The organism is Thioalkalivibrio sp. ALE16 (assembly GCF_000381305.1).
Lineage (GTDB): Bacteria > Pseudomonadota > Gammaproteobacteria > Ectothiorhodospirales > Ectothiorhodospiraceae > Thioalkalivibrio.
Genome location: NZ_KB906364.1, coordinates 80,658 through 107,470, shown reverse-complemented (window position 1 = coordinate 107,470; position 26,813 = coordinate 80,658). Strand labels below are relative to the sequence as shown.

Genomic DNA, 26,813 nt, shown 5'->3' with positions numbered 1-26,813 from the left:
AGGCCGGCAGCTGGGCGACGAAGTTGCGCAACTGGCTGCGCCGCAGCGCCTTCGAAAACACCTGCCGGCCCTGCGCATCCACACCGTGGACCTGGAACACGTTCTTCGCGAGATCAATACCGAGTGTTGTAACCTGCATGTGGACGCCTCCGTCTTCTTCGAGTGAGAGTGATCACCCCCACTCTGGCACATCGCGATGCCGTAATAGGGCGGGGGCGTCCATCCCATTGAGGCCCCGCCAGGGGCCGTGGCACAAAAGTGCGTAGTGCGTTGAAAGGCCGCAGGCTGGCCCGAAGGGCGAGCCTGCAAGTAATGTCCTGACGGAACACCGGCATGGGTTCGGTCCGGCGCCGGGGCCGCCCGTGGAGATCGCCACGGCGCTTCATGCCTCGCAATGACGGTGCCCTGCCATTTCGTCATTGCGAGGCCCCGCAGGGGCCGTGGCAACCTCCTGACGGAACCCCGGTGTCCGCGCGGTCCAGCGTTTGGGGCATCTCCGGCAGGCTGCTGCGTCGTGGTGCTTCTCGTGATGCCCGCCGGGCGCTCATCCGCTTTATGGCGTGAAATGGGGGCGATTTCATATTAGGATGGTGGGCTATTTTGATTTGTGGTGTGTGATCGCCTGACGATCGCGCACAAGCCCCCGGTAAGGAAGTCGACCATCATGTCCGAGACCGCAAGTTCCTCCACCGCCATCACCGGCGCCGAAATCTTCTGCCGCAGCCTGCAGGCCGAGGGTGTCGAGGTCGTATTCGGCTATCCCGGTGGCGCGGTACTGCACATCTACGATGCGCTGTACCGGCAGGACAAGGTCTCCCACGTACTGGTGCGCCACGAGCAGGGCGCGGTACATGCGGCCGAGGGCTATGCCAAGTCCTCCGACAAGCCCGGCGTGGCGCTGGTCACCTCCGGCCCCGGCGCGACCAACGCGATCACCGGGATCGCCGATGCCTACATGGATTCCGTGCCGCTGGTGGTGTTCACCGGCCAGGTGCCGACCAGCCTGATCGGCAATGATGCCTTTCAGGAGGTCGACACCGTGGGGATCACGCGTCCCTGCGTGAAGCACAACTTCCTGGTCAAGGATGTGAAGGACCTGGCCACCACCATCAAGAAGGCCTTCTACGTGGCGACCACCGGTCGCCCCGGCCCGGTGGTGGTGGACATCCCGAAGGACGTGACCGCCGACAGCTGCGAGTTCGAGTACCCGGAGAGCATCCACATGCGCTCCTACAACCCGGTCTCGAAGGGACACACCGGCCAGATCCGCAAGGCGGTGGAGCTGATCCTGTCAGCGAAGCAGCCGATGATCTACACCGGCGGGGGCGTGATCCTGGGCAAGGGTTCCGAGGCGCTGACGGAGTTCACCCGAAAGCTGGGCTATCCGATCACCAACACCCTGATGGGGCTGGGCGGCTACCCGGCGTCGGACAAGCAGTACCTCGGCATGCTCGGCATGCACGGGACCTACGAGGCCAACATGGCCATGCATCACGCGGACGTGCTGATCGCGATCGGTGCGCGCTTCGACGATCGCGTGACCGGCAACATCGAAAAGTTCTGCCCGCACGCGAAGATCGTGCATGTGGACGTCGATCCGTCTTCCATCTCCAAGAACGTGAAGGTGGACGTGCCGATCGTGGGCGAGGTGGAGCCGGTGCTGCGCGAACTGATCAAGGGGCTGAGCGAGAACGGTGGCAAGCCGGATGCCGAGGCTCTGGCCACCTGGTGGAAGCAGATCGAGGAATGGCAGGCGCAGGACTGCCTGAAGTACGACCAGACCTCCGAACTGATCAAGCCGCAGTACGTGGTACAGAAGTTCTGGGAGCTGACCGAGGGCGATGCCTACGTGACTTCCGATGTCGGCCAGCACCAGATGTGGGCCGCGCAGTTCTATCGCTTCGACAAGCCCAACCGCTGGATCAATTCCGGTGGCCTGGGCACGATGGGCGTCGGTCTGCCGTTCGCGATGGGCGTGCAGTTCGCGCATCCGGACGCGACCGTGGGCTGCATCACCGGCGAGGCCAGTATCCAGATGTGTATCCAGGAGCTGTCCACCTGCTTCCAGTACCAGCTGCCGCTGAAGATCCTGAACCTGAACAACCGCTACCTGGGCATGGTCCGGCAGTGGCAGGAGTTCTTCTATCAGGGCCGCTATGCCATGTCCTACATGGACGCCCTGCCGGACTTCGTGAAGCTGGCGGAGGCCTACGGCCACGTCGGCATCCAGGTCACCCAGCCCGGGGATGTCGAGGGTGCGATCAAGGAGGCCCTGGCGCAGAAGGAGCGCCTGGTGTTCCTGGACTTCATCACCGACCAGTCCGAGAACGTCTATCCGATGATCCCGGCCGGTGCCGGCCAGAACGAAATGATCCTGGTCTGAGCCGGGTACAGGGAAGAGCCGTATGCGTCATATCATCAGTGTCCTGCTGGAAAACGAAGCCGGTGCCCTCTCGCGGGTGGCCGGGCTGTTCTCCGCGCGTGGCTACAACATCGAATCGCTGACCGTCGCGCCGACCGACGACCCGTCGCTGTCGCGCATGACCATTGTCACCAGCGGCTCCGACGAGATCGTCGAGCAGATCACCAAGCAGCTGAACAAGCTGATTGACGTGATCAAGTTGCTGGACATGACCGCCTATCCGCACATTGAGCGCGAGATGGCGCTGGTCAAGGTGCGCGTCCCGGAGGCTGCCGACCGCGAGGAGGCCAAGCGCCTGGCCGACATCTTCCGCGGCCGGATCATCGACGTGACCCATGACACCTATGTGATCGAGATCACCGGCGAGGGGTCCAAGCTGGATGCCTTCCTCGAGGCGCTCCAGCCGTTCCCGGTGCTGGAGGTCGTGCGCTCCGGCGTCATGGGCATCGCCCGGGGCGACGTCAGCCTGCAAATCTGAATCCCCGGGTCCGGCCCCGGTTTCCGGGGCCGGACCCGTTTGTTTGCCCGATATCAAGGAAATTGCGATGAATCTCTACTACGACAAAGACGCCGATCTCTCCATCATCAAGGGCATGAAGGTGGCCATCATCGGTTACGGTTCGCAGGGCCACGCCCATGCGAACAACCTGAAGGATTCCGGCGTGGACGTGACCGTGGGTCTGCGCGAGGGCTCCGGCTCCCGCGCCAAGGCCGAAGAGGCCGGCCTGAAGGTGGCCGATGTCGACGCCGCGACCGCCGGCGCCGACCTGATCATGGTGCTGGCCCCGGACGAGTACCAGGCCGCGCTGTACCGCGATGTGCTGGAGCCGAACCTGAAGCAGGGCGCGACCCTGGCCTTCGCCCACGGCTTCGCGATTCACTACAACCAGATCGAGCCGCGCAAGGATCTGGACGTGATCATGATCGCGCCCAAGGCCCCGGGCCATACCGTGCGCTCCGAGTTCGTCCGCGGCGGCGGCATCCCCGACCTGATCGCCATCCAGCAGGACGCATCGGGCAAGGCGCGCGACATCGCCCTGTCCTACGCCTCCGCGATCGGCGGCGGACGCACCGGCATCATCGAGACCACCTTCAAGGACGAGACCGAGACCGACCTGTTCGGCGAACAGGCCGTGCTGTGCGGCGGTGCGGTGGAGCTGGTCAAGGCCGGCTTCGAGACCCTGACCGAGGCGGGCTACGCCCCGGAGATGGCCTATTTCGAGTGCCTGCACGAGCTGAAGCTGATCGTCGATCTCATGTACGAGGGCGGCATCGCCAACATGAACTACTCGATCTCCAACAATGCCGAGTACGGCGAGTACGTGACCGGCCCGAAGGTGATCAACGAAGAGTCGCGCTGGGCCATGCGCGAGGCGCTGCGCAACATCCAGAACGGCGAGTACGCCAAGCAGTTCATCCTGGAAGGCGCGATGAACTACCCGTCGATGACCGCCAACCGTCGCCTGAACGCCGCCCACGAGATCGAGCAGGTCGGCGAACGCCTGCGCTCCATGATGCCGTGGATCAAGGCCAACCAGCTGGTCGACAAGTCCCGCAACTGATGCGGCTCCCCGCGGCGGGCATTCCGGCCCGCCGCGGCCTTTCTTTCCTGCCGAGCGTCCGATGCTGTTTCCGCTAGCCCCCGAGGGTCGCCTGTTCGTGATTATCGCTGCCTGGATGGCGGTCATCACCTTGCTGGTCGGGGAGGCGGAGCTGGGCCTGTTCATGGTGATCCTCACCGTGTTCCTGATGGCGCTGTTCCGCGATATGCGGCGCAAGGCCCCGGCACCGGCCCTGGGCGTGATCGCCCCGGCCGATGGCACCATCGAGTCGATCTCCGAGGCCCGTGACCCGTTCACGCAGAAGCCGGCGGTCTGCATCCGCCTGCGCCAGCGGCGGCTGGGCGAATACAACGTGCATGCACCGCAGGAGGCCGAGATCCACGAACGGGTCTGGCCCGGCAAGGAGACCGACGAACCCCCGGACGCCCAGCTGGAGGGCCGCCTGGCCTATGCGCTGGAGACCGACGAGGGCACGCGGCTGACGCTGGCCCTCAGTGTCGATCACTGGCCGCGCATGATCCGCATGCAGAACAACGTTCCGGGCAACCGTCTCGGACGCGGCAAGCGCATGGGGTTCGCCGGCTTTGGTGGTACCTTCGAGGTGTGGCTTCCGGCGGGCTCGCAGGTCATGGTCGAGCCGGGCCAGCGCGTGCTGGCCGGATCTGCCCTGCTGGGCGGGTTGCCGGAGTCCGAAGCCACCGGGGAAAGCGAGGGGACCGTGGAGATGCTGCAATGAGCGCAGGGGACGAAGGCGACCGGCCGTCCGAGCCGGACTACATCGAGGGCGAGGATACCGTGGCGGACGACCAGCCACCGCATCGCCGCCGCCGGCGTGGTGTGTTCCTGCTGCCCAACCTGTTCACCACCGGGGTGCTGTTCTCCGGGTTCTTCGCCATCGTCTCCGCGATCAACGGCGAATACATCACCGCCGCCATCGCGATCTTCGTGGCCATGGTGCTGGATACCCTGGACGGGCGAGTCGCCCGCATGACCGATACCCAGAGCGAGTTCGGCGCGCAGTACGATTCGTTGTCGGACCTGGTCTCGTTCGGTGTCGCGCCAGCGCTGATCGTCTACCTGTGGCAACTGCACGACCTGGGCAATTTCGGCTGGGTGGCGGCCTTCTTCTTCGCCACTGCCGCCGCGCTGCGCCTGGCGCGCTTCAACAGCCGCCTCGCGGTTAGCGACAAGCGCTTCTTCCAGGGGCTGCCGAGCCCCGCCAGCGCCGCGATCCTGGTGGGCATGGTCTGGGTGCTGGAGGACTGGGGGATCCCCACGGAGCTCGCCGATCCGTACGTGGTTGGCATCCTGGTGGTGACCGTGCTCTCGGGTGCGGCGATGGTCAGCAACCTGACCTACTTCAGCTTCAAGGACATGGACTTCAAGCACCGGGTACCTTTCCTGGCGATTGTCGGGGTGGTGGTGGCGCTGATGCTGCTGGCGCTGGACCCGCCCAAGGTCCTGCTGGCGGGCTTCGTGATCTATGCCCTGTCCGGCCCGCTGCTGACACTGGAGCGCTGGCGCCGCCATCGTCGCCGTGCGCCCACCGGGGAATAGCCGCGTGACGCTGTCGGTGCGCCAGCGCCGCATCCTCGCGGACATGGGCATACCGGTATGGCGGTCGCGCCTCGCGCCCGCCCCGGATGCCGAAGCGTCCGTTAGCGACGCCGGAGCCGCCGCGCCGGCCCCCGAAGCGGTGGCCGAGTGGGTGGATGCCGGCAGTGGGGCGGAGGGCGTCGCGGTCGAGACCCTGGACTGGGAGGCCCTGGAGACGCACGTACGCGGCTGCCAGGCCTGCGTCGAACTGGCCGGCGAGCGCACGCAGACCGTGTTCGGAGTGGGGGATCGGGGCGCCCGCTGGCTGTTTATCGGTGAGGCTCCGGGTGCGGAGGAGGATCGGCGTGGGGAGCCCTTCGTCGGCCGGGCCGGGCAGTTGCTGGACAACATGCTGCTGGCGCTGGGCCTGGACCGCCATCACGACGTATTTATTGCCAACGTGCTGAAGTGCCGCCCCCCGGGGAACCGCGATCCGAAACCGGAGGAATCGGCAGCCTGCCGCGCCTACCTCGACCGCCAGATTGCCCTGATCCAGCCGGAGGTGATCGTCGCCCTGGGGCGGGTCGCGGCCCAGAGTCTGCTTGCCTCGGATGAGCCACTCGGGCGCATGCGCGGTGGGGATCATCGCTATCAGGGCGTGCCGCTGGTCGTGACCTACCATCCGGCCTACCTGCTGCGAAAGCCGGCCGACAAGGCGCGGGCCTGGCAGGATCTGCAACGGGCCCGTGCCTGCCTGACGTAGCCTGAAAAATACTGTGGAAATGGGAACCCGCGCGGCATCGGCGGGCTCCCACACCACGGGAACCGTTCGTCCCTCGTCCATTCACTGCTGCCGGAGAAGCCCGCGTCATGAGTGCCGAACCCCGCGTCCAGCCCGAGTTGCGCCGCATGGAGTCGGTCGATGTGGAGGGCGTGATGCGTATCGAGCGCGAGGCCTATGACTACCCGTGGACCGCCCGGATCTTCGAGGACTGCATCCGCGTGGGCTATGACTGCTGGATCCTCGAGGTGGACGGGCGCCAGGTGGGTCACAGCGTGCTCACCGTCGCCGCCGGCGAGGCGCATTTGCTCAACCTGACCGTGGATCCGCGCTGGCAGGGTAACGGGCTCGGCCGATTCATGGTCCGGCGCCTGTTCGACTATGTCTGCGATCAGGACGCCGAGGCCCTGTTTCTCGAGGTGCGCCCGTCCAATGTGGCCGCGGTCCAGCTGTACCGCTCCGAGGGCTTCGAGCATATCGGTACGCGGCCCCGCTATTACCCGCTTCCCAGCGGCCGCGAGGATGCCTGGGTGCTGACGCGTCGCTGCGCCGCACCCGCCGGCGCCTGAACCCCGGGTTCCCGCGCGGGTCGTGAACCCGTTCACAGGTTGTGCGGCGGTTTCCGGGATTCCGCCACGTTTTGCCGCCCTCGGTTCTCGTCCCGAGGGCTTCGCGTTGTGGCGGTTCGCCCCCCGGTCTATGATCAAGACCGGTATTCGCCCCGACACCGGATGAGGTTCCCCATGTCCCGATCCCTGCGTGCAATGTTCTTTTCGCTTCCGCTGGCCCTCCCGCTGCTGGTTTCCGCCGGCGCCGTGCAGGCCCAGCAAGCCTTTGGCTACGACGAGGCCGAGCGCCAGCAGGAACTGCTGGGCGTCTGGTACGAAATCCGCGAAAGCAATGCGCAGAAGGGCGATCCGGCCGCGATGTTCGACGTGGGCATGGCCAACTACTCCGGTCGCGGCACGGCGGTGGATCACGATCAGGCCGTGCGCTGGTTTGCCCGCGCCGCGGACGCCGATCATGCCGGCGCGCACTACTATCTGGGCTATCTCTTCGCCACCGGCAAGGGGGCCGCGGCGGATGCCGACCGCAGTCGCGAGCACTACACCCGCGCCGCCGAACTGGGACATGCCGACGCCCAGTACTGGCTGGGGAGCCACCTGGCCAATGGCGAACAGGATCCGGTGGCCGGCCTCGAATGGCTGACCAGGGCCGCGGACCAGGGCCTGCCCGCCGCGCAGTATTACGTCGGCCTGCTGCACGAGAACGGTCAGGGCACCACGCGCGATGCGGCCGCGGCCGCTCGCTGGTACACCGCCGCGGCGGAGCAGGGCTACCGGCATGCCCAGATCGGACTGGGCCGCCTGCACCAGAACGGACGCGGGGTCGAACGCGACCTGGTCCAGGCCCACGTCTGGTACAGCCTGGCCCAGGACGAGGAGCGCATCGCCAGCCTCGAGGCCCGCATGAACAACCGCGATCTGGTGACCGCGAAGGGTCGTCTCGAGGAACAGAACGCCGCGATCCAGGCCGCCTCCGCACGCTAACCGCCGCGTACTCGGCAGGATGACGGCCCCGGTTTCCGGGGCCGTTTTCGTGTCAGGGGCTGCCACCCTGAACCGGAGCCCCGGTTTCGCGTTAAACTTGCGGGCTGATTCAAGCGGCTCGCATTCATGTCCTTTATCGAGGAAACCCGCCGTCGCCGGACCTTCGCGATCATCTCGCACCCGGACGCCGGCAAGACCACCATGACCGAAAAGCTCCTGCTGTACGGCGGCGCGATCCAGCTCGCCGGTACGGTCAAGGGGCGCAAGTCAGCGCGCCATGCCACCTCCGACTGGATGGAGATGGAGAAGTCGCGCGGGATCTCGGTCACCTCCTCCGTGATGCAGTACCCGTACAAGGGGCGAATGGTGAACCTGCTGGATACCCCGGGGCACGCGGACTTTTCCGAGGACACCTACCGCACGCTGACCGCGGTGGACTCCGCGCTGATGGTCATCGATGCGGCCAAGGGCGTGGAGGAGCGGACCATCAAGCTGATGGAGGTCTGCCGGCTGCGCGATACGCCGATCATGACCTTCGTCAACAAGATGGACCGCGAGGGCCGCGACCCGATCGAGCTGCTGGACGAGGTCGAGGAGGTGCTGAAGATCGAGTGCGCCCCGATCACCTGGCCGATCGGTTCGGGCAAGCGCTTCCGCGGCGTCTACCACATCCGCCGCGATGCGGTGCACCTGTACGACCCGGAGCAGGGCGGCAAGAAGTCCACCGGCGAGATCATCGAGGGGCTGGATAATCCGCGTCTGGACGAGCTGCTGGGGGACCAGGCGCAGGAACTGCGCGAGGAGCTTGAACTGGTGCAGGGTGCCTCGCACGAGTTCGATGCCGAGGCCTACCTGCGCGGCGAGCAGACCCCGGTGTTCTTCGGCTCGGCGATCAACAACTTCGGTATCGAGGAGTTGCTGGACGACTTCGTCGAGTATGCCCCGGGCCCGCTGCCGCGCCCGACGCACTCGCGCCGCGTGGAGCCCACCGAGGAGAAGTTCACCGGCTTCGTGTTCAAGATCCAGGCGAACATGGACCCGAACCACCGCGACCGCATCGCGTTCATGCGCATCTGCTCCGGCACCTTCGACAAGGGGGCCAAGCTGCGCCACGTGCGGATCGGTCGCGACGTGAAGATCCCGGACGCGCTGACCTTCCTGGCCTCCGACCGCGAGCATGTCGAGACGGCGTATCCCGGCGACATCATCGGGATCCACAACCACGGCACCATCCGCATCGGCGATACCTTCACCCAGGGGGAGGATCTGACCTTTACCGGTGTGCCCAACTTCGCCCCGGAGCTGTTCCGCCGTGCGCAGTTGAAGGACCCGCTGAAGATGAAGCAGCTCGCCAAGGGGCTGCAGGAGCTGTGCGAGGAGGGCGCGACCCAGCTCTACCGTCCGCTGACCAACAACGACCTGATCCTGGGCGCGGTCGGCGTGCTGCAGTTCGACGTGGTCGCCGAGCGCCTGCGCACCGAGTACAAGGTCGAGGCGCAGTTCGAGAACGTGAACGTCCAGACCGCCCGCTGGGTCGAAAGCGATGATCCGAAGAAATTCGAGGAGTTCAAGGAGAAGGCCGCGGCCAACCTGGCCGTCGACCACGGCGGTGACCTGGTCTATATCGCCCCGACCCGGGTGAACCTGCAGATGGCGATGGAAAAGTGGCCAGAGATCCGCTTCGAGGCGACCCGCGAGCACGGCCAGCCGACGGAGTAGGTCGCCGGGCTCCGAACAGATCTTTCCCGGTGCGCGGCGTACGCGCCTGTCATTGCGAGGAACGAAGCGACGAAGCAATCTCCCGTGGGCCATCGGATCTAGCTGGAGTGCGAGCTTCTGGAGGTTGCCGCGACGCCTTCGGCGCCTCGCAATGACGTTGCATCTTGCGTGCGCAGGAGGTTTGCATGGAGTTGAATTTCCGATGGACCCCGGCCCTTGTGGTTGTAGTGCTGGCGCTGGGCGTTGGTGCCTGTTCGGCGTACACGGCTGAAACCCAGGCCGACGGGCCCGAGCCGCGCCCGGGTACGGTGGAGCAGATGAACCCGTTCCTGCATTTCCTCGAGAGCCGGCCGACGCCCGAGGAGTTCAAGCGTGTCTACCCCGACGTGATGCTGGTCCTCCCGGGCGATATCGTGACCCAGGAATACCGCACGGATAACAGCCGCTTCTTCGCCGAGCTGGACGCGGATGGCCGTATCCACGATGGCGAGTTCCGCTGATCGAGCGATGCTGCGCATCTCCAACAGCGTGAGTGTCCCCGAGCACGAGATTGAGCTGACCCCGATCCGTGCCCAGGGGGCGGGCGGGCAGAACGTGAACAAGGTGGCCTCGGCCATTCATCTGCGCTTCGACATCCGCGCCTCCAGCCTGCCCGACGTCTACAAGGAGCGCCTGCTGCGCCGCCATGACCAGCGCATCACCAAGGACGGCGTGGTCGTGCTCAAGGCGCAGCAGTACCGTACTCAGGAAGCCAACCGCGAGGATGCGCTGGAGCGCCTGGCGGAGCTGCTGCGCGAGGTGGGTCGCCCGATCAAGGCGCGCAAGCCGACGCGCCCCACGCGCGCCTCCAAGCTGCGCCGCCTGGAGGGCAAGACCCACCGCGGCCGCAAGAAGGCCCTGCGCGGCCGCGTCGATCCCGACTGACTGCCAAGAGCTCTTTATTCACCACGAAGCACACGAAGGCACGAAGAAGGGCCAGGTCAATGGCATAAAAGCGGACAGGAAGACGGGAAGGTCGGAAGGATTTCTGGTTGGGGCGCCGGGCACCGGCTGGCCACATCCGCGCGCCCGGGCATCAGGGGCTCTGGGAGACGCACCCTATTCATCTTCCCGTCTTCGTACCTTCCTGTTAACCGCCCTTGAATTCCTTCGTGCCTTCGTGTGCTTCGTGGTGAATAAAAGGGTTCAGGTCCCGGCATTCGGGCGCGGATCGACGGGCGCGGGTTCGTGTTCCTGCTGGTGTTGCCACAGGCGGGCGTAGGCGCCGCCCGCCGCGAGGAGTTCGCGGTGGGTGCCGCGTTCGACCACGCGTCCCTGATCGAGGACCACGATCTGCTCGGCATCCTTCACGGTCGACAGGCGATGTGCGATGACCAGCGTGGTGCGCCGCGCCGAGACCTCGTTCAGCGCCTGCAGGATCGCCTTCTCCGAGCCCGAGTCCAGGGACGAGGTGGCCTCGTCGAAGACCAGGATCGGCGGGTCCTTCAGCAGCATGCGGGCGATGGCGATGCGTTGCTTCTCGCCGCCGGAGACCTTGAGGCCGCGTTCGCCGACGACCGTATCCAGGCCGTCGGGCAGGCGCTGGATGAAATGGTCCAGGTGCGCCAGACGCACCGCGCGCCGGATGGCCTCCTCGGAGGCCTCCGGATCACCATAGGCGATGTTGTAGCGAATGCTCGCGTTGAACAGCACGGTATCCTGCGGGACCACGCCGATCGCACTGCGCAGGCTTTGCTGGGTCACCTCGCGGATATCCTGGCCGTCGATAGTGATGCGCCCGTCCGTCACGTCGAAGAACCGGAACAGCAGGCGTGCGAGCGTGGACTTCCCGGCCCCGCTGGGCCCGACGACCGCCAGCTTGTGCCCGGCTGGGATTTCCAGTGATACGTCCTCGAGGATCGGGCGCTCCGGCTGGTAGTGGAAGGCGACCTGCTCGAAGCGCACATGCCCCTCCGCGACGTCGAGATCCGGCGCGCCGGGCCGGTCCTCGACCTGAACCGGTTTTTCCAGCAGCCCGAACAGGCGCTCGATGTTCGCCAGTGACTGGCGGATCTCGCGGTAGACGAAACCGAGGAAATTCAGCGGCATGAACAGCTGGATCATGTAGGCGTTGACCATGACCAGGTCGCCCAGCGACATCTGCCCCGAGGCCACGCGGCTGGCGGCCAGCAGCATCATCACGGTGATCGCGCCGGCGATGATCAGGGCCTGCCCGGAGTTCAGCAGCACCAGCGACAGGACGTTCTTGGTGCGCGCCTGTTCCCAGGTGGCCAGGCCCTCGTCGTAGCGGCGGGCTTCGAAGCCCTCGTTGCCGAAGTACTTGACCGTCTCGTAGTTCAGCAGGCTGTCGATCGCGCGGGTGTTGGACTCGTTGTCGCGCTGATTGGCCTCGCGCACGAAGCGGGTGCGCCACTCGGTAATCCACACCGACCAGACGATGTAGGCCGCCACCGCGATGATCACCGTCAGGGTGAATACCGGGCCCACCGCCACCAGCAGGATGACCGCGACCATCGCGATCTCGATGATCGTCGGCAGGATGTTGAACACCATGAAGCGCAGCAGGAAGCTGATGCCGCTGGTGCCGCGCTCGATGTCCCGGGCCAGGCCGCCGGTCTCGCGCGCCAGATGGAAGCTCAGTTCGAGCCGATGCAGATGTTCGAACACGCGCAGGGCCGCGCGCCGCATGGCCCGCTCGGCCACCCGTACGAAGACCGCGTCGCGCAGCTCGCCGAACAGGGTGCTGCCAAAGCGCAGCAGGCCGTAGGCGATCACCAGTGCCACCGGGACCGCGACCAGCGCCTCGGTGCCGCCGTCCTCGAAGTGGTCGACGATGTATTTCAGTGCCAGCGGGACCAGCACGGTCGCCAGCTTGGCCAGGCCCATCAGCCCGAGGGCGAGGAACAGCCGTCCGCGGAACTCCGCGAGATAGGGAAACAGGGAGCGAACGATGCGCCAGTTGATCGCGTCGTCGGGCGCATCGTGCACGCTGGAGTGACCGCGCATGAGGGAATCCGGGGCTGGGTAGGCTGCCTACTTTAGGAGGTCCCTGCCGGGTACGCACATGGGCGCGCGTTCCGTGGCGGCTCCCCGGCCCGGTGCGGCCCGGTCGCGCGCCTCACCGGTGGATACGGTAGCCCTCGCCCCGGTCCTGTTCCAGGTCGATCCGCAGGCGCTGGTGACTCCAGCCGTCCTGCGAGCAGCGGGCCTCGATCTGCAGGAAGCGCGTGCCGTCGGGGATCGACAGCCGGCGCAGGCTGCGGGTAAACGGCTGCTCGTTGACATGTGGATGGTGCAGGATGCGTTCACCGAGGACGTTGCCATCGGCGTCCAGCACACGCCAGGCATCGGCATAGTGATCCCAGCCGGTGTCGGGATGCTCCACGGTGACGGCGACCCGCCACGGGTCCGGGCCGCCGGCATGCAGCTGGGCCTCCAGGATGTCGACCGGGTCTGCCTGGGCGGGCAGGGCCATAAGGCCCAGAAGGGTGGCGAGGGTCAGTCTCTTCGTGCACATGGCAAGGCTCCTTTTGCCGATCGGGGTGAATGCGTTCCTGTGGTTCATGGACGGGGCGCCCCGGGGCCGGATTGATTTCACGCGCTCTGGACCCGGTTGCGCCCGGCGTACTTGGCCGCGTACAGGGCGCGGTCGGCCCGGTCCACCAGGGATGCCGCGCTCTCGCCGGGCTCCAGCTGGGCCACGCCGAAGCTGGCGGTCAGTGGCTGTCCGGTCTGGAAGTCGTGGATCTCCAGGCAGTGGCGCAGGTCCTCGGCCAGCCGGGCTGTGGCGGCGATGTCGGCGTGCGGGCAGAGAATGAGGAACTCCTCGCCACCCCAGCGCGCGGCCCGATCGGTGGCGCGGATGCGGCCCGTGATCAGCTGCCCGACCGCGGTCAGTACCGCGTCGCCGCGGCCGTGTCCCAGGGTGTCGTTGATCGGCTTGAAGTGATCAAGGTCCAGCAGGATTACGCTGAGCGGGCTCGCGTGACGCTCGGCCCTCAGGATCTCTTCGGCCAGGGCCTCGCTGGCCTTCATGCGGTTGTTCAATCCGGTCAGCGGGTCGGTGGTGGCGAGGTGTTCCAGGTGTTGCTGGGCGGCCTCCAGGGAGTGCGTGCGTTCCCGTACCAGGCGTTCCAGCACCTGTGCGCGCTCCTCCAGCTCTTTCACCGGGTAGGGCTCGTCGTCTCCATGGACGCTCGCGGGGAAGGAGCCATGCAGGTGCGCCAGGCGCCAGCCGTCGGCGGTCGCGTGCAGCACCAGGCTGGCGCGCAGGCCGTTCAGTCGGACCCGCTGCCCGCGGGTGTCCAGGATCATGTCGAAGATCAGCATGACGAGCGCCACGTCATCCGTCAGCAGCCGGATGTCCTCGCGATGGATGGTGTAATCGAAGGGTTCCGGTACCTGTTCGATGTCGCGCCCGACGATGCGCTCGACCTCTTCCGGGGTGAAGGCGACCTCGTCGGCACCGGTGCCGAAGCCGCTGATCGCGGGGGTGTGAAGGCGCAGCAGGGCCGCGAGATCGCGCTGGCGCAGCCAGGCGTCCAGGTAGGCGTGAACCGTGCCGCGGATCGCCTCCGTGCGTGGATCTGTCATGTACGGGTTGCGTTCAGTCGATGCCGACGGCGCGCTGTTCCTGGCGGATCCAGGCGATGATGTGGGCGGTCTCCTCGCCGGTGACGCCGGCCACCGGCGGCATGTCGCCAAAGTCCCAGTGGTGCGCGTGCACGCCCAGGGCCACCGCGCGATGGAAGGTGATGTCCGGGTGGTGCGAAGGCTCGTAGATGCGGTGGATCAGCGGCGGGCCCTGGTCGGTGCCGCGGGCGTCCTCGCCGTGGCACTGCATGCAGTTGGCGCGGAACAGCGAGCGCCCGGCCTCGGGGTCGGCGGCGAAGTCCTCTGGCGGCAGGCTGTAGTCGAGCTGCGCGGTGGAGCCGGAGGCCGCGCTCGAGTCTTCGCTGGATGCCTGCGCAGGCGCCTCGGCGGCGGTGTCCGGTTCCGGGGCGTCGGAACAGGCGGTCAACGCGAACAGGGCCAGCAAGGCGGCGGGCAGGAGGCGGGCGGTTGTCGGCATCGGGCGTCCTGGATTTTGGTATTCAGGCGGGGAGTTTATCGCGGCGGGTCACGGCGGGCGACTGCGCACCGGGAGGGATTGCGGCCGGCGCGGGGCGGTTGTGGCGCTGGTGGCTTGCAGCGGTGGCGGGCATTCGGCAGTCTTCGTGGCTTGTCTTCCCGTCTGGAGTACGTCCATTGGAACCCTCGGGTCTTGCAGCTGGAGAAGCGCAGGGAAGCGCTCCGGCGGCGGCGCCACTGGAGATCCTGCGCGAGACCTTCGGCTACACGGAATTTCGCGGTCAGCAACAGGCCATCGTCGAGCATGTGACCGCGGGTGGCGACGCCGTGGTGCTGATGCCCACCGGCGGCGGCAAGTCGCTGTGCTACCAGATCCCCGCGCTGGCGCGGCCCGGGTGCGGCATCGTGATCTCGCCGCTGATCGCGCTGATGCAGGATCAGGTGGCGGCCCTGCGCCAGAACGGCGTGGCGGCGGCCAGTCTGGATTCCGGCCAGAAGGCGGACGAGGCCCGCTCCGTGCTGGCCGCGCTGCACGCGGGCGAACTGGATCTGCTGTACATGTCGCCGGAGCGCCTGTTCGCCGCGGGCATGCTGGAGCGTCTGGAGGGCATCGAGCTGGCGCTGTTCGCCATCGACGAGGCCCACTGCGTCTCGCAATGGGGGCATGACTTCCGCCCGGAGTACAGTCAGCTGGCGGTGCTGGCCGAACGTTTCCCGCAGGTGCCGCGCCTCGCCCTGACCGCGACGGCGGACGGCCCCACCCGCCAGGAGATCCGCGAGCGGCTGCGCCTGGAGCAGGCCCGTGCCTTTGTCAGCTCCTTCGATCGCCCCAACATCCGCTACCGCATCGCCCAGGCCGACGGGGGGCGCGGCGGTTCCGCACGCGATCGGCTGCTGCGCTTCATCCGCGAGGAACACGCGGGCGAGGCCGGTATCGTCTATTGCCTGTCGCGCAAGAAGGTCGAGGCGGTGGCCGAGTGGCTGGCGGAACAGGGCATTACCGCGCTGCCCTATCACGCGGGTCTGCCGGCGGCGACCCGCGCGGAGAACCAGACCCGGTTCCTGCGCGAGGAGGGCGTGGTGATGGCGGCGACCATCGCCTTCGGCATGGGGATCGACAAGCCGAACGTACGTTTCGTGGCTCACCTGAACCTGCCCAAGAGCCTGGAGGGCTACTATCAGGAGACCGGCCGCGCCGGGCGCGACGGCCTGCCCGCGAATGCCTGGATGGTCTATGGCCTGCAGGATGTCGTGACCCTGCGCCAGATGCTGGAGGGCTCGCAGGCCGGCGCCGAGCGCCAGCGCATCGAGCAGCAAAAGCTGGAGGCGATGCTCGGGTTCTGCGAGATCACCAGTTGCCGGCGCCAGGCCCTGCTTGCCTACTTCGACGAGCGCATGCCCGAGCCCTGCGGGACCTGCGACAACTGCATGCAGCCGCCGGCCACCTGGGATGCCAGTGTCCCGGTGCAGAAGCTCCTGTCCTGCATCTACCGCACCGGCGAGCGCTTCGGCGCGGGGCACGTGATCGATGTGCTGCGCGGCTCCGCGAGCGAGCGCCTGAGCCGCCTGGGTCACGACCGCCTGAGCACCTTCGGGATCGGCAAGGAACTGGACAAGGCGCAGTGGCGCGGCGTGGTACGTCAGCTGCTCGCCCGCGGTCTGCTGCGTCTGGACGAGGAGGGCTACGGCGGGCTGAAGCTGGACCCGGCCTGTCGCCCGGTGCTGCGCGGCGAGGAGTCGATCCACCTGCGCGAGGAGGTGGCCCGCCCGGAACGCGAGGCCCGCGCGGCGCGGCCGGCCCGTCGCGACACTGCGCGCAGCGTGGCGGCGATGGACAGCGAGGACCGCGCGCTGTGGGAGGCCCTGCGCGCATTGCGCACCGACCTCGCGCGCGATCAGGGGGTGCCGCCCTACGTGATCTTCAGTGATGCCACGCTGCTGGAGATGGTTGCGGCCGCCCCGCGCAGCCGTGACGAGATGGCCGGGATCTCCGGGGTCGGCCAGCACAAGCTGGAGCGCTATGGCGATGCCTTTATCAAGGCCATCGAGGGGCATTTCGGGCTATAGTGGTGCGAAAAACCACGCCGCAATACGATTTCGGGGAGACCGCGTGACCGACAAAAGCTTCCTTGAGGATTTCTACCGCCATCGCGACGGTCAACTTGTCGTGACCCCGGAGCAGGGCAGTGACTTTGCCAAGACGCTCGCCGGCGATTTCAATCCGATCCACGATGCCGACAACCGGCGCTTCTGCGTGCCGGGCGATTTGCTGTTCGCGCTGGTGCTGGATACCTACGGCGCCAGCGCGAACATGCACTTCCGCTTTACCGGCATGGTGGGGGGCAACGTGCCGCTGATCTTCCCGGAGGCCCCGGGCGAGGCCTTTGCGATTACCGACGACAATGGCAAGAGCGTGATCGAGGTCGAGCGCTCCGGCGCGGTGATCGACGAGCCCAACGCGATCGAATCCCTGATCCGCAGTTATGTGAGCTTCTCCGGGCAGAACTTCCCGCATGTGCTGGTGCCGCTGATGGAGGAGCACGGCGTGATGGTGAACCCGAAGCGCCCGCTGGTGATGTACGAGCGCATGGGCTTCCGCCTGCCCGAGCCGCTGGCCGCCAGCGCCGGGGTGCCGGAGCCGCGCCTGAAGGACGCGGTGATGACCGTCAACGGCAAGCGCGGCGAGATCCGCCTGGACTACGAGCTGGTGATCGATCAGTCCGTAGTCGCCGACGGCAGCAAGCACCTGGTGCTGAGCGGCCTGCGCCCGTTCGATGCCGCCGACGTCGAGCAACTCGTCGCCGACTACGAGAGCTGGAAGGCCGCCTACTTCAACCAGACCGCAGCCCGCGCCCACGCCTGAACGTTTTTATTCACCACGAAGCGCACGAAGGCACGAAGAAGGTCAAGGGCTTGGAGCGGACAGGAAGGCGGGAAGATCGGAAGAAAGGCAAGATACGGCTGATCCGGGCGATGCAGTTAATAGCCCTCGATGGCCGGCCGCCCCCCGAGTCCATCTAACCGATCGTTTTTACTTCTAGTCTTCCCATCTTCCTGTTAACCGCCCTTGACCTGGCCCTTCTTCGTGCCTTCGTGTGCTTCGTGGTGAAAAAAGTCAGTAGAACTGGCCGAGTGCGGAGCGGACCTGGACCTCGGTTTCGGGCGTCAGGTGGTCGGCGAGCTTCAGCGGATGGTCGGGCAGCAGCAGCACCACCGAGGAACCGAGGTTGAAGCGGCCCATCTCGGCCCCGCGTTCCAGGGTGATGTCGCGGTCCGGATACTCGCTTACGCTGATCTCGCGCCCGCGCGGCGGGGTGACCTCGCCGGCCCAGACGGTCTCGATGGAACCGACGTTCTGGGCACCGATCAGGGCCATGGCCATGGGTCCGACAGGCGTGTCGAAGCAGGCCACGACCCGCTCGTTGCGGGCGTAGAGCCGCGGTACGTGGCGCACGATGCGCGGGGCCACCGAGAACAGCCGCCCGGGCACATGGATCATGTGGGTCAGGGTGCCGGTCAGCGGCATGTGCAGCCGGTGGTAGTGGCGCGGTGACAGATACAGGGTGACGAAGTGTCCGTGGCGGAAGGCCTCCGCCAGATCGTCCTCGCCACCCAGCAGCTCGCGCACGGTGTAGTGATGGCCCTTGGCCTGGAAGATCTGGCCGGCCTCGATGCGCCCGGCCGCGCTGACGCGCGAATCGGCCGGGCTGACCACCGTGTTGGCGTCCCCCTCCAGCGGCCGCGCATCCTCGCGCAGGGCGCGGGTGAACAGTGCGTTGAAACTGGCATAGGCCGCGAGGTCCGGCTCGGCAGCCTCGTCCAGGTTCAGGCCGAAGCGGCGCACGAAGGCGCGCAGCAGGGGCTGCAGGCGCGGCGACTCGATGCGCGCCAGCCAGTGCACGCCGCGCGAAAGGGCGTGCTGGGGCAGCAGGTGCGACAGGCGCGCCAGCCAGGGGTCGATCTTGCTCATGCGGAGTCCGTGGGTGGGTTACGTACAGGGCGGTAGCGAGACGGTATGATGACCGCCCTCGCACGTAACGGAAAGACCGGGCATGGATTCGACCACCGGATTGCGCAGCCTGCGCGACTTCATTCGCTTCGGCGCCAGTCAGTTTCGCGGCGCCGGCCTGAGCTTCGGGCATGGCACCGACAACGCCTTCGACGAGGCCGCCTGGCTGGTACTACACACCCTGCACCTGCCGCTGGATCTGCCCGAGTCGTGGTGGGATGCGCGCCTAAGCGAGGCCGAGCGCACGCGGGTGGTGGCGGTGCTGCGCGAGCGGGTCGCCACGCGCAAGCCCGCGGCCTACCTGACCCGCGAGGCCTGGTTCGCCGGGGTGCCGTTCTATGTCGACGAGCGCGTGCTGGTGCCGCGCTCGCCGCTGGCCGAGCTGATTGCCGCAGGCTTCGAGCCCTGGGTCGACCCCGATGGTGTGACCCGCGCGCTGGATCTGTGCACCGGGGGCGGGTGTATCGGGATCGCAATGGCCCTGGCGCTGCCGCAGGCGCGGGTGGACCTGGCGGATGTGTCGACGGATGCGCTGGCGGTGGCGAGGATCAACATCGAGCGCCACCGGGTGGGCGATCAGGTGCGCGCTGTGCAGTCCGACGTGTTCGACGGGCTGGAACCCGGGGATCGCTACGAGCTGATTGTGTCCAACCCCCCATACGTGGATGCCGAGGACATGGCGGCCCTGCCGGACGAATACCGTCACGAACCCGCGCTGGGGCTGGCCGCCGGCGGCGACGGACTGGATATCGTGCGCCGCATCCTGGACGGGGCCCGCGAACACCTGACGGAAGACGGCGTGTTGATCGTCGAGGTCGGCAACAGTCAGGCCGCGGTGGAGGCGGCCTTCCCGGACCTGCCGCTGATCTGGCTGGAGTTCGAGGCGGGCGGGCACGGGGTGTTCCTGGTCTACGCCCGCGATCTCCCCGGCGCCTGACGGCGCTACGGGCGGGAACGCTCGAACGCACGCGAATCCGAAAACCCGCCGGACGGCCCTGTAAACGGCACCGGTGGCGATGCATACTGCGGGGCTATGGAATCACGTCTGGTGGATATGCAGAGTCGGTCCGAGGAAGAGCGGGCCGAGGTCAGCCTGCGCCCGAAGCGGCTCGCGGACTACACCGGCCAGCCCCGCGTAGTCGAGCAGCTGGGGCTGTTCATCGAGGCCGCCCGCCGGCGCGACGAGGCCCTGGATCACACCCTGGTCGCCGGCCCGCCCGGGCTGGGCAAGACCACGCTGGCGCACATCGTCGCCAACGAACTCGGCGTGGGCCTGCGCCAGACCTCTGGTCCGGTACTGGAACGCGCCGGTGACCTGGCCGCCATCCTGACGGCCCTGGAGCCGCGCGATGTCCTGTTCGTCGACGAGATCCACCGCCTGCCGACGGTGGTGGAAGAGGTGCTGTATCCGGCCCTGGAGGACGGCCAGCTGGACATCGTGATCGGCGAGGGCCCGGCGGCGCGCTCGATCAAGGTGGACCTGCCGCCGTTCACGCTGGTGGGCGCGACCACCCGCGCGGGGCTGCTTTCGGCCCCGTTACGTGACCGGTTCGGTATCGTGCAGCGTCTCGATCATTACACTGTCACCGATCTCGCGCATATTGTGGATCGCGCGGCCGGTTTGCTGGGCGTGGGGATCGAGGCCGAGGGGGCCGCGGAGATCGCCCGCCGGGGCCGCGGCACGCCGCGGCTGGCCAACCGCCTGCTGCGGCGGGTGCGGGATTTCGCCCAGGTCCGGGCCGATGGCGTGGTGACCCACAACGTGGCAGCGCAGGCGCTCGACCTGCTGGCGATCGATGCCTCCGGGCTGGATGCCCAGGACCGTCGCCTGCTGGAGGTGCTGGTGGAGAAGTTCGACGGTGGCCCGGTCGGGGTCGAGAGCCTGGCCACGGCGATGAACGAGGACCGTGGCACGCTGGAGGATGTGGTCGAGCCCTTCCTGATTCAGCAGGGCTACCTGCAGCGCACTCCGCGCGGGCGCCAGGCGACCCGGCGTACCCTGGCGATGTTCGGCCTGACCCGGATGGACGAGGGCGATCTGCTGACGCCCGCGGCGGAGGGCCCGCGCCAGCCATGACCGCAGCATTCGAGTGGCCGGTGCGGGTGTACTACGAGGATACCGACGCCGGCGGCGTGGTCTATCACGCCAATTACCTGAAATTCATGGAGCGCGCGCGTACCGAATGGCTGCGTGCCCTCGGCTTCGAGCAGGACCGGCTGCGGTCCGAGTATGGAATTGTGTTCGCCGTGCGGCGTTTGGCTGTGGAGATGCAGCGTCCCGCGCATTTCAACGAGGCCCTGACGGTCACCTGCCGGGTCACGCGCATGCGTCGCGCCAGCGTGGAGTTCGCGCAGGTCGTGCAGCGCGAGGCGACGGCGCTGGCAACCGGCGAGGTCGCCATTGCCTGTGTCGATATGGCCCGGCAGGCGCCGGTGGCGATCCCCGATGAAGTGGCGCGCGCGATGCGGGCGGCGGACGGAACAACGGCATAACGGGAGATGGACAAGTGACAGTGGACTTTTCGATGTACCAGCTGATCATGGACGCCAGTCTGATCGTGCAGCTGGTCATGGTGATCCTGGTGATCGCCTCGGTACTCTCCTGGCTGGTGATCATCATCAAGGCGCGCTCGCTGAACGCGGCCCAGCGGGCCAGCGACGAGTTCGAGGAACGGTTCTGGTCGGGCGCGGACCTCTCGCACCTGTACGAGGGCGTACGCCGCAAGTCCGAGATGTCCGGCATGGAGCACGTGTTCTCCTCCGGCTTCAAGGAATTCCTGCGTGCCCGCCAGCACGGCATGGTGGCCGGCGAGCCGGCCCATCGCGCGATGCGCGTGGCCATCGCCCGCGAGACCGACGAGATGGAGCGCTATCTGCAGTTCCTCGCCACAGTCGGTTCCACCAGCCCGTACATCGGCCTGTTCGGGACCGTGTGGGGCATCATGCATGCATTTCTCGGGCTCTCCGGGGTGCAGCAGGCCACACTCGCCATGGTCGCTCCGGGGATCGCCGAGGCGCTGATCGCTACCGCGCTGGGCCTGTTCGCGGCCATCCCGGCGGTCATCGCCTACAACCGCTTTGCCGGGGACGTCGATCGCGTGGCCTCGCGCCTGGAGAACTTCAGCGACGAGTTCGTGGCCCTGCTGAACCGCCAGGGCGCGGGCAAGCCGGCCGAGGGCGCCGCCGGGGCGCCGGCCTGAACCATGGCCGAGTCGCGTCGCAACAGCCGCCGCCTGCGGCGGCCCATGTCGCAGATCAACGTCGTGCCGTTCATCGACGTGATGCTGGTCCTGCTGATCATTTTTATGATCACCGCCCCGATGCTGCAGCAGGGGGTGGAGGTCGATCTGCCGGAGGCCGATGCCGAGGCCCTGGACGAGGATCCATCCGCGGCCGAGCCACTGGTGGTCACCGTGGATGCTTCCGGGGCCATGAGCCTGAACCAGGGCCCGTACGTGAACGAGCCGCTGGCGCCGCAGGAGATGACCGAGATCGTGCGCGAGTTCCTCGCCGAGAATCCGGGCACCCAGACCTTCGTGCGCGGGGACCGCAACGTGGACTACGGCCGGGTGATCGATGCAATGGTCGCCCTGCAGCGCGCCGGGGGCGGTCGTGTCGGCTTGATCACCGAACCGCCACGTAACAACCAGGACTGAGCTACACGCCGTGTTCGAGCTCCTGCGCCGTCACCCCCTCAGCCTGCTCCTCGTCCTGATCCTGCACGGGGTGCTGTTCGCGGCGTTGCTGCTGAACGTGAGCCTGATGTCGCCGACCTCGACCCGGGCGGCGGTGGAGATCTCGGTGCAGGAGGATATCGAGGTGATCGACGCGGTCGCGGTGGATGCCGAGACCTTCGACCGCATCGAGCACCAGCGCGAGGTGGCCGAACAGGAGCAGGTCGCCGAGCAGCTGCGAGCGGAAGAGGAGCGCCGCCGTGCCGAGGAGCAGGCCCGGCGCGAGGAGGAACGGCGCCAGGCCGAGGAACAGCGCCGCCGCGAGGAAGCCGAGCGCGCGCGCCAGCAGGCGCTGGAAGAGGCCGAGCAGGCGCGCCGCGAGGCGGAGGAAGAGCGGCGCCGCGCGCGCGAGGAGGCCGAGGCCGAGCGCGAGCGCATCCGCCAGGAACGCGAGGCCGCGGAGCAGGCGCGGCGCGAGGCCGAGGAGGCGCGCGAACGCGAGGAAGCCGAGCGGCGGGAGCGCGAGGAGGCGGAGCGCCAGGCGCGGGAAGAGGCGGAGCGGCGCGAACGCGAGGAGGCCGAACGCCGCGAGCGGGAGGAGGCCGAGCGTCGCGCCGAGCAGGAGCGTGAACTGGAAGAGCAGCGCCGGCGCGAGGCGATGGAGCGCGAGCGCGAACGTCTGGCCGAGGCACAGGCGCAACGCGAGGCTGCCGAGCGCCAGGCGCAGCTGGACCAGGAGCTGAACGAATGGCGTGCCCAGGTGCAGTCGGTGGTGCAGCGGCGCTGGCGCCAGCCCTCGGGTCTGGATGCGTCGGACCGTGCCATTGTTCTCGTGCGTGTCAACGAGACCGGGCGTATCATCAATTTCGATATCGAGAGCTGCTCGGGCGGGTCCGCCTTCTGCGAATCGGTCCGCCAGACCATGGACCGTTTGTCCTCGCTGCCGCGTCCGCCCGACGCGGATGCCGTGCGCGGCGGGGTACGCATCCGTTTCGAGCCCGACTGACCGGCCCGCTCCCAACCGGGCCACGAGGAACACCATGCAACGAATGATTCACGCGATGCTGCTGGGGCTGGCGCTGCTGTGGTCGGCGCAGGCTCACGCGGTGCTGGAAGTGACCGTGACCGAGGGTGTGACCGGGGCCATTCCGGTCGCGGTCGCACCGTTCACCTGGGAGGGCGAGGGCCGCCCGGACGAGGATGTGGGGCGAATCCTGGCCGCGAATCTGACCCGTAGCGGTCTGTTCGACGTCGAGCGCGAGGGGCTGCCGCGGGCCCCCTCGGGCCCGGCCGACTTCATCGCGCAGCCCTGGGCCGACGCCGGCATGGAGTACCTGGTGGTGGGCTCCAAGCGCCCGGACGGGGACAACGTGATCGTGGAGTTCCACGTGTTCGACGTGCTGGCGGAGGAGCGCCTGGGTGGCTGGCGCATCCCGGTGCCGGCGGACATGCTCCGGAGGGGCGCCCACCGCGTATCGGACATCGTCTACGAACAGATCACCGGCGACCCGGGCGCCTTCAGCGCGCGTATCGCGTTCGTCAGTGTCGAGCGCCGGAACGACTCGCGCACCTTCCGACTGGAGGTGGCCGACTCCGACGGGGCCAATCCGCGGACTCTGTTCCGCTCCGAGGATCCGATCATGTCGCCGGACTGGTCCCCGGATGGCCGCGAGCTGGTCTACGTCTCGTTCGAGAACCGCCGTTCCGAGGTCTTTCGCCAGAATGTGGAGACCGGCGAGCGCTCGCGCATCGCCAGCTTCACCGGGATCAACAGTGCCCCGGCCTGGTCCCCGGACGGTCGCCAACTGGCGCTGAGCCTGTCGCGCGACGGCTCGCCGAATATCTATGTGATGGACCTGGCCTCCGGGGAGCTGCGGCAGCTGACGCGTTCCAGCGCGATCGAGACCGAGCCGGTCTGGTCGCCGGACGGCGAGACGATCTATTTCACCTCCGACCGCGCGGGGGCCCCGCAGATCTACGCCCAGCCAGCCGGCGGCGGGAATGCGCGGCGTCTGACCTTCGAGAGCGGCTACGCGGCCGCCGCCACCATCTCGCCGGACGGGCGGTCGCTGGTGTATGTCCATGGGGGTGACGGCGGATTTCAGCTGGCCCGCCTCGATCTGGATGACCGCCGTGTGACGCGCCTCACGGACGGACGCGATGCAGAGTCGCCAAGCTTTGCCCCCAATGGCAGCATGATCCTGTATGCCATGACCGACGGGGGGCGGGGCGTGCTCGGTTCCGTCAGCCGCGACGGTCAGGTGCACCAGCGTCTGGCCGCCCGCGAAGGCGAGGTGCGCGAGCCGGCCTGGTCACCCCTGAACTGATTTTCGGACCCTTTGACTGTCACCTTCTTTCGAGGAACCAACACCATGAACAACGCGTTTCGTCTGACCCTTGCCGCCGTGGTGATCGCGGCCCTGTCGGCTTGTGCCACTCCGACCCGCGATGCCGAGGATGCCGAGCGTGCCGCCGAGCGCGAACGTGCCGCCGAGCAGGAGCGGGCCGAACGCGAGGCCGCCGAGGCCCGTGGGATCGGTCGCGACCGGGAGTTCGATGCCGCCGCCCTGGACGACCCGGACAGTCCGCTGGCCGAGCGCCTGGTCTACTTCGACTTCGACCGTGACGAGGTGAAGTCCGAATTCATGCCGATGCTGGAGGCCCACGCGGCCTACCTGGCGGAGAACCCCGGCGCGCGCATGCGCCTGGAGGGGCATACGGATGAGCGCGGCACCCGCGAATACAACCTGGCCTTGGGCGAACGCCGTGCGCAGTCCGTGCGGCGGGTGCTGAATCTGAACGGCGCCTCGGATGACCAGCTCGAGGTCATCAGTTATGGTGAGGAGATGCCGGTGGCCTTCCAGCAGAACGAGGAGGCCTGGGCCAAGAACCGCCGGGTCGAGCTCGTCTACGAATCCCGGCGCTGAGTCAGGGTAGGTAAACCCGGGAAGCCAGATGCGATCGATGTTCAGTACGTCTTGCGGAGATGCCCCCTCGGGGGCATTTCTGTTTCGGAACCCGGCGCGCCCGGGGCCGTTCCTGGCGGCCATGCTGGCCGCGGCCTTTGTCCTGACCCCGCTGGCTCTGATGCCGGGGACCGCCGGGGCGCAGGACGACACCGTGTTCGCGACCCAGTCGCAGATCCGCCAGCTGGATCGGCGCCTGGACCGTATCGAACGCGTGCTGGACTCCAGCGCGATGAACGAGCTGCTGCAGGTCTCCGAGTCGCTGAACCGGGACCTGCGCGAACTGCGCGGGGAGGTGGAGACCCTGCGCCACGAGGTGAACCGCCTCAGTACCCGTCAGCGCGACCAGTTCCGCCACCTGGACGAGCGCGTGGCCGCCGTCGAGGGCGGAGGGCCGGCGCCGGATGCGGCCCCGCGCGAGGAGGTGGTCGAGCTGGATCTGCCGGAGGCCGACGAGCAGGCCGCCTATCAGGAGGCCTTTGACGACCTGATGGCCGGCGACTTTGCCACCGCCATGCGCAAGCTGGAGCGGTTCATCGAGGATTACCCCGAGGGGAGCTTTACCGCGAATGCGTGGTACTGGCTGGCGGAGGCGAAGTACGCCAGCGGCGAATTCGAGGCGGCGCTCGAGGACTTCCAGCGCCTGCGCGAGGATTTCCCCGAAAGCGACAAGAGTGGGGATGCACTGCTGAAGATCGGGTACTCCCACTACGAGCTGGAGGACTTCGATGCGGCCCGCGAGGCCCTGGAGGCAGTGCGTGCCGACTATGGCGGTACGACACTGGACCGCCTGGCCCGCGAACGCCTGCAGCGGATCGATCGCGCCCAATGACCACCGCCCCGTTGCGTGACGCCCGTGGCTCGGGGGTCGTCGACCCGGCGTCGGTGCGGCTGCGGATCAGCGAGATGTTTGTCTCGCTGCAGGGCGAGGCGGCGCAGGTCGGCTGGCCCACGGCCTTCGTGCGCCTGACCGGTTGCCCGCTGCGCTGCCGCTGGTGCGACAGCGAATACGCCTTCGAGGGCGGCGAGGCGCTGATGTTGCCGACGGTCCTCGACTGGGTCGGGCGCACCGGGGTGCGGCATGTCTGCGTGACCGGTGGTGAACCCCTGGCCCAGCCGGGCTGCCTGCCGCTGCTGGAGGCACTGTGCGACGCCGGGTTCACGGTGTCGCTGGAGACCAGCGGGGCGATGGACATCGCCGGTGTCGACCCCCGGGTCGCCATCGTGATGGACTGGAAGGCGCCGGGCTCGAAGGAGGCCGAACGCAACCTCCCCGATAACATTCCGCGGCTGAAGGCCGGGGACCAGCTGAAGTTCGTGCTGGCCGGGCGCGCAGACTTTGACTGGGCCCGGGCCGAGCTCGAGCGCCTGGGGCTGGACCCGGAGGTCGAGGTCCTGTTCTCGCCCGTGTTCGGCGAACTGGAGCCGCGGACCCTGGCTGACTGGATCGTGGCCGAACGTGTGCCGGTACGCTTCCAGGTGCAGCTGCACAAGCTCCTCTGGGGCGATCAGCCGGGCCGCTGA

28 protein-coding genes and 1 pseudogene are annotated in these 26,813 nt (G+C 67.7%); 23 read left to right on the top strand and 6 right to left on the bottom strand.

Features of this window, described 5'->3' with window-relative positions:
- Window positions 1-139: pseudogene (locus tag F627_RS17020) on the bottom strand (IS110 family transposase); the annotation flags it as partial.
- A 525-nt stretch (window positions 140-664) separates the two neighbouring features.
- Here F627_RS17020 and ilvB point away from each other — a divergent pair.
- The 11 genes from ilvB (at window position 665) to arfB (ending at window position 10,494) form a co-directional block, all read left to right on the top strand.
- A complete protein-coding gene (gene ilvB, locus F627_RS0110430; RefSeq protein WP_019584004.1) occupies window positions 665-2,383 on the top strand; it encodes a biosynthetic-type acetolactate synthase large subunit in 1,719 nt (572 codons plus the stop codon).
- A gap of 22 nt (window positions 2,384-2,405) precedes the next feature.
- Window positions 2,406-2,900, top strand: a complete 495-nt coding sequence (gene ilvN, locus F627_RS0110425) for an acetolactate synthase small subunit (RefSeq protein WP_017941170.1) — start codon at window positions 2,406-2,408, stop codon at window positions 2,898-2,900.
- A 67-nt stretch (window positions 2,901-2,967) separates the two neighbouring features.
- Window positions 2,968-3,984 (top strand): ketol-acid reductoisomerase, encoded by a 1,017-nt coding sequence (gene ilvC / locus F627_RS0110420; RefSeq protein WP_019584003.1) that lies wholly within the window; start codon window positions 2,968-2,970, stop codon window positions 3,982-3,984.
- A 61-nt stretch (window positions 3,985-4,045) separates the two neighbouring features.
- Window positions 4,046-4,720 carry a phosphatidylserine decarboxylase gene (locus F627_RS0110415; RefSeq protein WP_019584002.1) on the top strand — a complete coding sequence of 225 codons (675 nt, stop codon included), beginning with the start codon at window positions 4,046-4,048 and terminating at the stop codon, window positions 4,718-4,720.
- On the top strand, window positions 4,717-5,541 hold the full coding sequence (pssA, locus tag F627_RS0110410) for a CDP-diacylglycerol--serine O-phosphatidyltransferase (protein ID WP_017941173.1): 825 nt from the start codon (window positions 4,717-4,719) through the stop codon (window positions 5,539-5,541). Before F627_RS0110415 ends, pssA begins: the two co-directional genes overlap by 4 nt.
- Before the next feature lie 4 nt (window positions 5,542-5,545).
- Window positions 5,546-6,283, top strand: a complete 738-nt coding sequence (locus F627_RS0110405; protein WP_019584001.1) for a uracil-DNA glycosylase family protein — start codon at window positions 5,546-5,548, stop codon at window positions 6,281-6,283.
- Window positions 6,284-6,390: 107 nt separating this feature from the next.
- Entirely contained in the window at window positions 6,391-6,870 is a 480-nt protein-coding gene (rimI, locus tag F627_RS0110400; RefSeq protein WP_017941175.1) for a ribosomal protein S18-alanine N-acetyltransferase, read from the top strand.
- A 174-nt stretch (window positions 6,871-7,044) separates the two neighbouring features.
- Complete coding sequence (locus F627_RS0110395; protein ID WP_042835220.1) at window positions 7,045-7,851, top strand: tetratricopeptide repeat protein; 807 nt, start codon at window positions 7,045-7,047, stop codon at window positions 7,849-7,851.
- Between the two features lie 126 nt (window positions 7,852-7,977).
- The gene (locus F627_RS0110390; RefSeq protein WP_019583999.1) at window positions 7,978-9,570 is read left to right on the top strand and encodes a peptide chain release factor 3; all 1,593 of its coding nucleotides are present in this window, start codon (window positions 7,978-7,980) and stop codon (window positions 9,568-9,570) included.
- Window positions 9,571-9,755: 185 nt separating this feature from the next.
- On the top strand, window positions 9,756-10,070 hold the full coding sequence (locus F627_RS0110385) for a hypothetical protein (RefSeq protein ID WP_019583998.1): 315 nt from the start codon (window positions 9,756-9,758) through the stop codon (window positions 10,068-10,070).
- Window positions 10,071-10,077: 7 nt separating this feature from the next.
- Window positions 10,078-10,494: an alternative ribosome rescue aminoacyl-tRNA hydrolase ArfB gene (gene arfB, locus F627_RS0110380; RefSeq protein WP_019583997.1), complete on the top strand. Its 417-nt coding sequence runs from the start codon at window positions 10,078-10,080 to the stop codon at window positions 10,492-10,494.
- A gap of 261 nt (window positions 10,495-10,755) precedes the next feature.
- Here the strand turns inward: arfB and F627_RS0110375 are convergent, their stop codons facing one another.
- From F627_RS0110375 to F627_RS0110360, 4 genes are all read right to left on the bottom strand, one after another.
- Complete coding sequence (locus F627_RS0110375; protein ID WP_019583996.1) at window positions 10,756-12,576, bottom strand: ABC transporter ATP-binding protein/permease; 1,821 nt, start codon at window positions 12,574-12,576, stop codon at window positions 10,756-10,758.
- A gap of 112 nt (window positions 12,577-12,688) precedes the next feature.
- On the bottom strand, window positions 12,689-13,087 hold the full coding sequence (locus tag F627_RS0110370; protein WP_019583995.1) for a hypothetical protein: 399 nt from the start codon (window positions 13,085-13,087) through the stop codon (window positions 12,689-12,691).
- Window positions 13,088-13,164: 77 nt separating this feature from the next.
- Window positions 13,165-14,163 (bottom strand): diguanylate cyclase, encoded by a 999-nt coding sequence (locus tag F627_RS0110365; RefSeq protein ID WP_019583994.1) that lies wholly within the window; start codon window positions 14,161-14,163, stop codon window positions 13,165-13,167.
- A 13-nt stretch (window positions 14,164-14,176) separates the two neighbouring features.
- A complete protein-coding gene (locus F627_RS0110360; protein WP_019583993.1) occupies window positions 14,177-14,641 on the bottom strand; it encodes a c-type cytochrome in 465 nt (154 codons plus the stop codon).
- Window positions 14,642-14,817: 176 nt separating this feature from the next.
- Here F627_RS0110360 and recQ point away from each other — a divergent pair, with 176 nt between their 5' ends.
- Together recQ and F627_RS0110350 are read left to right on the top strand one after the other, a co-directional pair.
- The gene (gene recQ / locus F627_RS0110355) at window positions 14,818-16,707 is read left to right on the top strand and encodes a DNA helicase RecQ (protein WP_019583992.1); all 1,890 of its coding nucleotides are present in this window, start codon (window positions 14,818-14,820) and stop codon (window positions 16,705-16,707) included.
- A gap of 43 nt (window positions 16,708-16,750) precedes the next feature.
- A complete protein-coding gene (locus tag F627_RS0110350; protein ID WP_018867512.1) occupies window positions 16,751-17,503 on the top strand; it encodes a DUF3581 family protein in 753 nt (250 codons plus the stop codon).
- 252 nt (window positions 17,504-17,755) lie between these two features.
- Here the strand turns inward: F627_RS0110350 and asd are convergent, their stop codons facing one another.
- On the bottom strand, window positions 17,756-18,610 hold the full coding sequence (asd, locus tag F627_RS0110345; protein ID WP_018878523.1) for an archaetidylserine decarboxylase: 855 nt from the start codon (window positions 18,608-18,610) through the stop codon (window positions 17,756-17,758).
- Between the two features lie 82 nt (window positions 18,611-18,692).
- Between asd and prmB the strand changes: the two genes are divergently transcribed.
- The 10 genes from prmB to queE all read left to right on the top strand — a co-directional run bounded on the left by prmB (window position 18,693) and on the right by queE (window position 26,813).
- Window positions 18,693-19,586: a 50S ribosomal protein L3 N(5)-glutamine methyltransferase gene (prmB, locus tag F627_RS0110340; protein ID WP_019583991.1), complete on the top strand. Its 894-nt coding sequence runs from the start codon at window positions 18,693-18,695 to the stop codon at window positions 19,584-19,586.
- 96 nt (window positions 19,587-19,682) lie between these two features.
- Window positions 19,683-20,726, top strand: a complete 1,044-nt coding sequence (gene ruvB, locus F627_RS0110335; protein ID WP_018867509.1) for a Holliday junction branch migration DNA helicase RuvB — start codon at window positions 19,683-19,685, stop codon at window positions 20,724-20,726.
- On the top strand, window positions 20,723-21,142 hold the full coding sequence (ybgC, locus tag F627_RS0110330; protein ID WP_018878520.1) for a tol-pal system-associated acyl-CoA thioesterase: 420 nt from the start codon (window positions 20,723-20,725) through the stop codon (window positions 21,140-21,142). The genes ruvB and ybgC overlap by 4 nt, the downstream gene beginning before the upstream one ends.
- 32 nt (window positions 21,143-21,174) lie before the next feature.
- Complete coding sequence (tolQ, locus tag F627_RS0110325; protein ID WP_018867507.1) at window positions 21,175-21,849, top strand: protein TolQ; 675 nt, start codon at window positions 21,175-21,177, stop codon at window positions 21,847-21,849.
- 3 nt (window positions 21,850-21,852) lie between these two features.
- Window positions 21,853-22,305, top strand: a complete 453-nt coding sequence (gene tolR / locus F627_RS0110320) for a protein TolR (RefSeq protein ID WP_018867506.1) — start codon at window positions 21,853-21,855, stop codon at window positions 22,303-22,305.
- A 10-nt stretch (window positions 22,306-22,315) separates the two neighbouring features.
- Window positions 22,316-23,329, top strand: a complete 1,014-nt coding sequence (gene tolA / locus F627_RS0110315; RefSeq protein WP_019583990.1) for a cell envelope integrity protein TolA — start codon at window positions 22,316-22,318, stop codon at window positions 23,327-23,329.
- Between the two features lie 34 nt (window positions 23,330-23,363).
- Window positions 23,364-24,650: a Tol-Pal system beta propeller repeat protein TolB gene (gene tolB / locus F627_RS0110310; RefSeq protein WP_038037302.1), complete on the top strand. Its 1,287-nt coding sequence runs from the start codon at window positions 23,364-23,366 to the stop codon at window positions 24,648-24,650.
- 45 nt (window positions 24,651-24,695) lie between these two features.
- Window positions 24,696-25,250 (top strand): peptidoglycan-associated lipoprotein Pal, encoded by a 555-nt coding sequence (pal, locus tag F627_RS0110305; protein ID WP_018867503.1) that lies wholly within the window; start codon window positions 24,696-24,698, stop codon window positions 25,248-25,250.
- A gap of 121 nt (window positions 25,251-25,371) precedes the next feature.
- On the top strand, window positions 25,372-26,121 hold the full coding sequence (ybgF, locus tag F627_RS0110300; RefSeq protein ID WP_018876940.1) for a tol-pal system protein YbgF: 750 nt from the start codon (window positions 25,372-25,374) through the stop codon (window positions 26,119-26,121).
- Window positions 26,118-26,813, top strand: a complete 696-nt coding sequence (gene queE / locus F627_RS0110295; protein ID WP_018867501.1) for a 7-carboxy-7-deazaguanine synthase QueE — start codon at window positions 26,118-26,120, stop codon at window positions 26,811-26,813. The genes ybgF and queE overlap by 4 nt, the downstream gene beginning before the upstream one ends.